The organism is Pseudomonas sp. AL03 (assembly GCF_029960815.1).
Classification (GTDB): Bacteria; Pseudomonadota; Gammaproteobacteria; order Pseudomonadales; family Pseudomonadaceae; genus Aquipseudomonas.
On the sequence record NZ_JASBRE010000056.1, the window covers coordinates 1 to 8,308 of the forward strand.

At 60.3% G+C, this 8,308-nt stretch carries 6 protein-coding genes and 2 pseudogenes; 2 read left to right on the plus strand and 6 right to left on the minus strand.

All coding sequences use genetic code 11. The features are described from left to right. The first annotated feature begins 164 nt into the window (after positions 1 to 164). On the plus strand, positions 165 to 1,055 hold the full coding sequence (locus QK293_RS27085; protein ID WP_282383340.1) for a DMT family transporter: 891 nt from the start codon (positions 165 to 167) through the stop codon (positions 1,053 to 1,055). A 74-nt stretch (positions 1,056 to 1,129) separates the two neighbouring features. Here QK293_RS27085 and QK293_RS27090 read toward each other — a convergent pair whose 3' ends face one another. The 4 genes and pseudogenes from QK293_RS27090 to QK293_RS27105 all read right to left on the minus strand — a co-directional run. Then, complete coding sequence (locus QK293_RS27090; protein WP_282383342.1) at positions 1,130 to 2,344, minus strand: SAM-dependent methyltransferase; 1,215 nt, start codon at positions 2,342 to 2,344, stop codon at positions 1,130 to 1,132. A 253-nt stretch (positions 2,345 to 2,597) separates the two neighbouring features. Then, positions 2,598 to 3,215 (minus strand): TPM domain-containing protein, encoded by a 618-nt coding sequence (locus QK293_RS27095; protein WP_282383344.1) that lies wholly within the window; start codon positions 3,213 to 3,215, stop codon positions 2,598 to 2,600. Between the two features lie 37 nt (positions 3,216 to 3,252). Continuing rightward, positions 3,253 to 3,499: pseudogene (locus tag QK293_RS27100) on the minus strand (TPM domain-containing protein); the annotation flags it as partial. 42 nt (positions 3,500 to 3,541) lie between these two features. Then, positions 3,542 to 3,697: pseudogene (locus tag QK293_RS27105) on the minus strand (LemA family protein); the annotation flags it as partial. Between the two features lie 240 nt (positions 3,698 to 3,937). On the opposite strand from QK293_RS27105, the gene bglX reads away from it, so the two are divergent. Continuing rightward, entirely contained in the window at positions 3,938 to 6,229 is a 2,292-nt protein-coding gene (bglX, locus tag QK293_RS27110; RefSeq protein ID WP_282383347.1) for a beta-glucosidase BglX, read from the plus strand. Positions 6,230 to 6,352: 123 nt separating this feature from the next. Here bglX and QK293_RS27115 read toward each other — a convergent pair whose 3' ends face one another. Both QK293_RS27115 and QK293_RS27120 read right to left on the minus strand, forming a co-directional pair. After that, the gene (locus QK293_RS27115) at positions 6,353 to 7,510 is read right to left on the minus strand and encodes a phosphatidylserine/phosphatidylglycerophosphate/cardiolipin synthase family protein (RefSeq protein WP_282383349.1); all 1,158 of its coding nucleotides are present in this window, start codon (positions 7,508 to 7,510) and stop codon (positions 6,353 to 6,355) included. 1 nt (position 7,511) lies between these two features. Then, positions 7,512 to 8,102: a YceI family protein gene (locus tag QK293_RS27120; protein ID WP_282383351.1), complete on the minus strand. Its 591-nt coding sequence runs from the start codon at positions 8,100 to 8,102 to the stop codon at positions 7,512 to 7,514. Positions 8,103 to 8,308: the final 206 nt, after the last annotated feature.

The following is an 8,308-nucleotide window of genomic DNA, read 5'->3' on the forward strand; positions in this document are numbered from 1 at the left end:
ACCTCTCTCGTTGGAATCAGGGTCAACATACAAGGAGCGAGGCTTGCCCGCGAAGGCGTCTTCAAACTGTACGGATAACTCTGCGCCTATCTGTAACAGCAGCAGACGCCGAGTTTATGGCTAGATGAAGACTCTCTCCGTCGCCCTCGATTCTGGTTGCCATCATGTCCTCGCGCGAAAACACCGGCATGGCCCTCGGCCTGCTCGGCGTTGTGATTTTCAGCCTCACCCTGCCCTTCACACGGATCGTCGTGCAGGAACTCCATCCGCTGCTCAACGGCCTGGGCCGTGCGCTGTTCGCGGCGGTTCCGGCAGCGTTGTTGTTGCTGTGGCGCCGGGAAAAATGGCCGACCTGGAAACAAGTCAAAGGCCTGACCCTGGTCATTGCCGGGGTGATCCTCGGCTTTCCGGTACTCTCGGCCTGGGCCATGCAAACCTTGCCGGCGTCTCACGGCGCACTGGTCAACGGCCTGCAACCGCTGTGCGTTGCGCTGTATGCCACGTGGTTGTCCCACGAGCGACCGTCGAAAGCGTTCTGGGCCTGCGCCGCACTGGGCAGTGCGCTGGTGCTCGGTTATGCGCTGATCAGCGGTGCCGGCAGCATTCAGGCCGGTGATTTGCTGATGCTAGGGGCAATTGCAGTGGGTGGCCTGGGTTATGCCGAGGGCGGCCGTTTGGCCAAGGAGATGGGCGGCTGGCAGGTGATCTGCTGGGCGCTGGTGCTGTCGACGCCGTTGCTGATCGGTCCGGTGGTGTACCTGGCGTTGCAACATCAGGGCGAAATTTCGGCCAAGACCTGGTGGGCCTTCGGTTACGTCTCGCTGTTTTCGCAGTTCATCGGCTTCTTTGCCTGGTACGCTGGGTTAGCGATGGGCGGCATTGCCCGGGTCAGTCAGATCCAGCTGTTGCAGATTTTCTTCACCATCGCCTTTTCGGCGCTGTTCTTCGGTGAGCACATCGAGCCGATCACCTGGCTGTTTGCCGGCGGGGTGATCGTGACCGTGATGTTGGGACGCAAGACATCGGTCAAGCCCGCGCGGGTCGCCACGGCGTAATCTTGTAGGAGCCAGGCTTGCCGGCGAAGGCGATCGTGAGGACGCTTTCGCCGGCAAGCCTGGCTCCTACAGGATCAGAGGTAGCCGTCGGCTCGGAGCAGGGTTTCGAGGCAATGTTCGCTGATGTGGTAGAAATCCTTCAGTTCCTGAATCTTCACCAACAGCTGAGTCGGGTCTACCGGCTCGGCGCGTTTGACCGCCAGGATCATCTTGTTCTTGTTGGTGTGGTCCAGTGAAATGAACTCGAACACCTTGGTCTCGTAACCGCAGGCTTCCAGGAACAACGCACGCAAACTGTCGGTGACCATTTCCGCCTGCTGCCCCAAATGCAGACCGTATTGCAGCATCGGTTTGAGCAGCGCCGGGCTCTGGATTTGCAGGCGGATCTGTTTGTGGCAGCACGGCGAGCACATGATGATCGAGGCGCCGGAACGAATGCCGGTGTGAATCGCATAGTCAGTGGCGATGTCGCAGGCATGCAGCGCGATCATCACGTCCAGCTCGCTCGGCGCCACGCTGCGCACATCACCGCACTTGAACACCAGTCCCGGATGCTCGAGCTTTGCGGCTGCGGCATTACACAGGTTGACCATTTCTTCGCGCAGCTCGACACCCGTCACCACGCCTTCGGCCTTCAAGGTGTTGCGCAGATAGTCGTGGATCGCGAACGTCAGGTAACCCTTGCCCGAACCGAAGTCCGCTACCTGAACCGGCTTGTCCAGCGCCAGCGGTGACGTGGTCAGCGCGTGGCTGAAGACTTCGATGAATTTGTTGATCTGCTTCCACTTGCGCGACATCGCCGGGATCAGCTCATGCTGCTTGTTGGTCACGCCGAGGTCGGCAAGGAACGGTCGGCTCAGGTCAAGGAAGCGGTTCTTCTCGCGGTTGTGCTCGGCGGACGGCACCTCGCGCAATTGCTGAGGTTTGCTCTTGAACAGCGAAGACTTGCCCTTTTTGCTGTATTCGAGCTGGGCTTCGTCAGTCAGCGACAGTAAATGCGCATTTTTGAACGACGCCGGCAGCAGCGCAGCGATAGTCGCTACGCCCTCGGCAATCGGCAGATTCTTGGTGATGTCGCGGGTCTTGAAACGGTAGACGAAGGACAGGCAGGGCTGATCCTTGACCGTCAGCTGTTTGATGATCAGCCGCTGCAGGTCCGCCTCAGTGCCGACGTACTTGGCCAGCACCAGTTTGATGAAGGCGTTGTCGTCGAGGCTGGCTTGCAGCAGGTCGATGAACTGGGCGTGATGATCCGGCGCGAGGCTGGCGGGAGTGGCGGTGACAGACATGGGAAAACGGCCTCGGGCGGTGCGGATCGGGGGATGGCGGGTATTTTAGGGGGGATGGGGGTTTGGGACACGCAGTTATTTACCGAACGGTGCGATCTGTAGCAGCTGGCGAAGCCTGCGTTCGGCTGCGTAGCAGTCGTAAAATCAGCACACGCGGTGCATCAGGAAGACCGTGAATAGCGGATTTACGACTGCTTCGCAGCCGAACGCAGGCTTCGCCAGCTGCTACAGGGGGATGCGTCGTTGCTGAGATTCAGCCTAGAACCACCAACCGATTCGGTAACTCATTCCTCACATGCGTCACCGGCACATGCACCTTAAGCAACTCGCCGCACGCCTCTACGCAGGACACAAATCCCTGCAACGTCTGCCCCTGTTTCACCTGTTGAGTAAACGCGGCAACTATCACGTCCCAGTTCTTGTTATCCAGGCGCGTGGAGATCCCCTCATCCACCAGAATCTCCACATAGCGCTCAGCCTCGGAGACGAAAATCAGCATGCCAGTGCTACCCACCGTGTGGTGCAGGTTTTGCTCCAGAAACTGCCGGCGCGCCAGGTTCGAGGCGCGCCAGTGACGCACCGAGCGCGGGATCAGGTGCGTGGTGATTTTCGGCATCCGGAACACCAGGCACAGCACGATGAAGGTGATCCATTGCACCAACAGCAAACTGTGCAGGGTCATCCAGCCCGTCAGGTAATGCACGATACCCGGCACCACCAGCGCCAGCAGGCTGGCCCAGAGCAGCGGGATGTACGCGTAGTCGTCGGCGCGGGCTGCGAGCACGGTCACCAGTTCGGCGTCGGTGTCGCGCTCGACTCGGGCAATCGCCTCGGCGACCTTGCGTTGTTCGTGTTCAGTCAGTGATGCCATGTTTAAGAATGCCCACTCGCTATTGTTGTTACCTGCAGTCATACACCGTGGACGGTTCATCCAGCGGATTGCCGCCCAGACGATCTTCCAGGCCATACCGACTTCAATCCGCCGCTTGCGATCGTCACGCGCAACGATCAGTAGCGCGCCGGTGTTTTTGTCCTTCTGGCCGATGCCCCAATAGCGCCCAGCTGCTCGCCGGTGGCTTTTTCATGGGCGTGAAGCGGTTGCGTCAACTGCTCGCGCACCGCAGGCTCGATCATCTGGGCGGTATCCACCACCCGCTCATCCGTGGTGATGCTTAAAACCCGTCCCGGCGCTTGCTGGAACTTCACTTGAGGCGCTTTTTCCGCATCAGGGCTGGTGGCCTCGAAGGTTTCGCGGTTCGGCAAATCGCTGTACATCACCGTGCGCCACAAGCGACCGGGGTAGGTACGGATTTCCGTGTTGTATCTCTGCACGGCGAAGATGAAATCACGACGCTCTGATTGACGCTCCCTTGCACATTCCGTTGAAAAACAACCTTCGAACTTTGAACCCGGCTCTTCGGGCATAATCTGCTGCCGCCACTGGATTGCATCGCGCCAATGGGCTAAAAGATGCCCCAGCGCTAAAACACTGCACAAGTGTGCCTGCATTTACCTGAACAACAATAGTCGCTCCCTAAATTTTGGCTGACCGGCGCGTATTCACTGCCGTTTAGGCTTTTGAGAAAACTATTCATGAAGAAGCTGTGTTTGCTGGGCCTGTTCGTCAGCCTGGCCAGTCATACCGTATTGGCCGCCACGACGCCCGCACCTCTGGAAAACAAGGACGCGTTCATCAGCAACCTGATGAAGCAAATGACCCTCGATGAAAAGATCGGCCAGTTGCGCCTGATCAGCATCGGCCCGGAGATGCCTCGAGAGATGATCCGCAAGGAGATCGCGGCCGGCAACATCGGCGGCACGTTCAACTCGATCACGCGCCCGGAAAACCGTCCGATGCAGGACGCGGCCATGCGCAGCCGGTTGAAGATCCCGATGTTCTTCGCCTATGACGTGATCCACGGTCATCGGACCATTTTCCCGATCCCGATAGCCCTGGCCTCGAGCTGGGACATGAATGCCATCGGCCTGTCCGGGCGCATCGCCGCCAAGGAAGCCGCGTCGGACGGCCTAGACATCACCTTCGCGCCGATGGTCGACATCTCCCGCGACCCGCGTTGGGGCCGGACTTCCGAAGGCTTCGGCGAAGACACGTATCTGGTTTCGCGCATCGCCGGCGTCATGGTCAAAGCTTTCCAGGGCACAGGCGCGAACGCGGCCGACAGCATCATGGCCAGCGTCAAGCACTTTGCCCTGTACGGCGCGGTCGAGGGCGGTCGTGACTACAACGTCGTCGACATGAGCCCGGTCAAGATGTTCCAGGACTACCTGCCACCGTACCGTGCGGCAATCGACGCCGGTGCTGGCGGGGTGATGGTCGCGCTGAACTCGATCAACGGCGTGCCAGCCACTGCCAACACCTGGCTGATGAACGACCTGTTGCGCAAGCAATGGGGCTTCAAAGGCCTGGCCGTCAGCGACCACGGGGCGATTTTCGAGCTGATCAAACACGGTGTTGCTCGCGATGGACGCGAAGCCGCGAAGCTGGCGATCAAGGCCGGCATCCACATGAGCATGAACGACACGCTCTACGGCAAAGAACTGCCAGGGCTGCTGAAGGCGGGAGAGATCCAGCAGAGCGACATCGACAACGCCGTGCGTGCGGTGCTCGACGCCAAGTACGACATGGGCCTGTTCAAAGACCCGTACCTGCGCATTGGCAAGGCTGAAGATGATCCGGCCGACACGAACGCCGACAGCCGCCTGCACCGTGCCGAGGCCCGCGACGTTGCGCGCCGCAGCATGGTGTTGCTGAAGAACCAGGGCGAAACCCTGCCGCTGAAGAAAACTGCGAAAATCGTCCTGGTCGGTCCATTGGCCAAGGCACCGATCGACATGATGGGCAGTTGGGCCGCCAACGGTCGTCCTGCGCAATCGGTGACGCTGCTCGACGGTATGACCAACGCACTGGGCGCGCAATCGACGCTGATCTACGCCCGTGGCGCCAACATCACCAGCGACAAGAAAGTCCTCGATTATCTAAACTTCCTCAACTTCGACGCACCGGAAGTGGTGGATGATCCGCGTTCGGCCCAAGAGCTGATCGACGAAGCGGTGAAAGCCGCCAAGGACGCTGATGTAGTGGTCGCTGCGGTCGGCGAGTCCCGTGGCATGTCCCACGAATCCTCGAGCCGCACCGACCTGAACATCCCGGCCAACCAGCGCGATTTGATCAAGGCCCTGAAGGCCACCGGCAAACCGCTGGTGCTGGTGTTGATGAACGGCCGTCCGCTGTCGATTCTCGAAGAGAAAGATCAGGCTGACGCGATTCTGGAAACCTGGTTCACAGGTACCGAAGGCGGCAACGCCATCGCCGACGTACTGTTCGGCGACTACAACCCGTCGGGCAAATTGCCGATCACCTTCCCGCGCTCGGTGGGTCAGATTCCGACCTACTACAACCACCTGAGCATTGGCCGGCCGTTCACCCCAGGCAAACCGGGCAACTACACCTCACAGTATTTCGATGACACCACCGGCCCGCTGTTCCCGTTCGGTTTCGGTCTGAGCTATACCGATTTCAGCCTGAGCGACATGGCTCTGTCATCCACCACACTGAACAAAACCGGCAAGCTTGACGCCAGCGTCATGCTGAAAAACACCGGCAAGCGCGACGGCGAAACCGTGGTGCAGTTGTACATCCAGGACGTGACCGGCTCGATGATCCGGCCGATCAAGGAACTGAAGAACTTCCAGAAAATCATGCTCAAGGCCGGCGAACAGAAAGTCGTGCACTTCACCATCACTGAGGACGACCTGAAGTTCTTCAATGCCCAGCTCAAGTACGCTGCGGAACCGGGCCAGTTCAACGTGCAGATCGGCCTGGATTCCCAGGACGTGACGCAGCAGAGCTTTGAATTGCTGTAACCCTGCGCGCAATGATCGTTCCCACGCTCCGCGTGGGAATGCCTCAAGGGACGCTCCGCGTCCAGTGACGCGGAGCGTCACGGGCTGCATTCCCACGCGGAGCGTGGGAACGATCTGGCGTCACTATCCCCGTCGATCCAGCAGATTCACCACCAGCCGATCCACCCATCCCCACACCCGTTGCTTCACCCGCCGCCACAGCGGTCGGCGTTTCCATACCTCCAGGCTGACTTCCTGGCTCTGCGCAAAGTCCTTCTCAAAACTCGCCGCCACCGCCCGCGTCAGCCCAGGGTCCAGCGCCTCAAGGTTGGCTTCCAGGTTGAAACGCAAATTCCAGTGATCGAAATTGCACGAGCCGATGCTTACCCAGTCGTCGATCAGGACCATTTTCAGATGCAGGAAACACGGCTGGTATTCGAAGATCTTCACCCCGGCCCTGAGCAATCGCGGGTAGTAGCGATGCCCTGCATAACGCACCGACGGGTGATCGGTGCGCGGCCCGGTCAGCAGCAGTCGCACGTCAACACCGCGCGCAGCCGCCCGGCGCAATGAACGACGGACTTTCCAGGTCGGCAGGAAGTACGGGGTCGCCAGCCAGACCCGCCGCTGGCCGCTGTTCAGCGCGCGAGTCAGCGATTGCAGGATGTCCCGGTGCTGGCGGGCGTCGGCATAGGCGACCCGGCCCATGCCCTCGCCCATGGACGGCACGCGCGGCAGACGCGGCAAGCCAAAATGCGAAGCGGGTTTCCAGGCACGCCGATGCCGGTTGGCGATCCATTGGCGGTCGAACAGCAACTGCCAGTCGATGACCAATGGGCCGGTGATTTCCACCATCACTTCGTGCCATTCGCTGGTGTCTTCGCCCGGCGTCCAGAACTCATCAGTCACCCCGGTGCCGCCCACCACGGCCATGCTCTGATCGACCAGCAACAGCTTGCGGTGATCGCGGTAGAAGTTGCCGACCCAGCGCCGCCAGCTCAGGCGATTGTAGAAACGCAGCTCCACACCCGCCGCCATCAAACGTCGACGCAAGGTCAGGGTGAACGCGAGGCTGCCGTAATCATCGAACAGGCAGCGCACGCGCACGCCACGTTCGGCAGCCTGGACCAACGCCTGAACCATCGCCTCGGCACAGGCACCCGCCTCCACCAGGTACAGCTCCAGCTCGACCTGTTCTTCGGCACGGGCAATCGCGACCAACATCCGAGGGAAAAACTGTGGACCGTCGATCAGCAGTTCAAAACGGTTGCCTTCACGCCAGGGGAAAATTGCGCCGGCCATGTCAGCGCGCCGTGAAAATCAGTACCGCGCTCACCGGCACCGACAAACTGATGGCCGACAAACCGGCGACCTTGCGCAAGTTTTCCAGGCCGGGGGCCAGGTCGAAATCCGCGGCGTTGATGATCAGCGGTTCGAGGGTCACCACCTGGAAGCGTCGGTCATCGAGACGGGTTGCCAACAGTTCGGCGGTGTATTCGTGTTGTTTGCCATGGAGGTTGACGGTCAGCGGCAGGCGCAATTCAAGTTGCGCACCGGGCGCCAGATCATTGATCGGCCGCAGATCGATTTGCGCGGTGATCAGCGCTTCGGGGAAGGCCTGGATGTCAAACAAGTCCTTGCGCATGCGCTCATCGCGCAGCGGGATGCCGCTGTTGACCGAGTCCACCTCGACTTCGACCTCGGCCAGGCCTTTGGGGCTGACCTTGCCGTGCAGCACCAGAAAGCGCTGCACTTCGGAGGTGTTGGTGTTTTTGGTGCTGATGAAAGACAGCCGCGAGGACTCGCCGTCCAGATACCAATCGGCATGGGCCGACAGGGCGGCACCGGCCAGCAGCAGGAAGGCGAGGGTTTTGCAGAGGGAGCGGTTGAACATAGAGACTCGTGGGGCAAATAAACCTGCACGAACCTTAACCGCCCGGGAGCCAATTGCAAACTTGTGTAGCAGCTGCCGGAGGCTGCGTTCGGCTGCGAAGCAGTCGCCAATCCTGCCACCTCGTTTTTACTGAAACACCGCGGTGCCCGGTTTTACGACTGCTTCGCAGCCGAACGCAGGCTTCGCCAGCTGCTATGTATGGACTC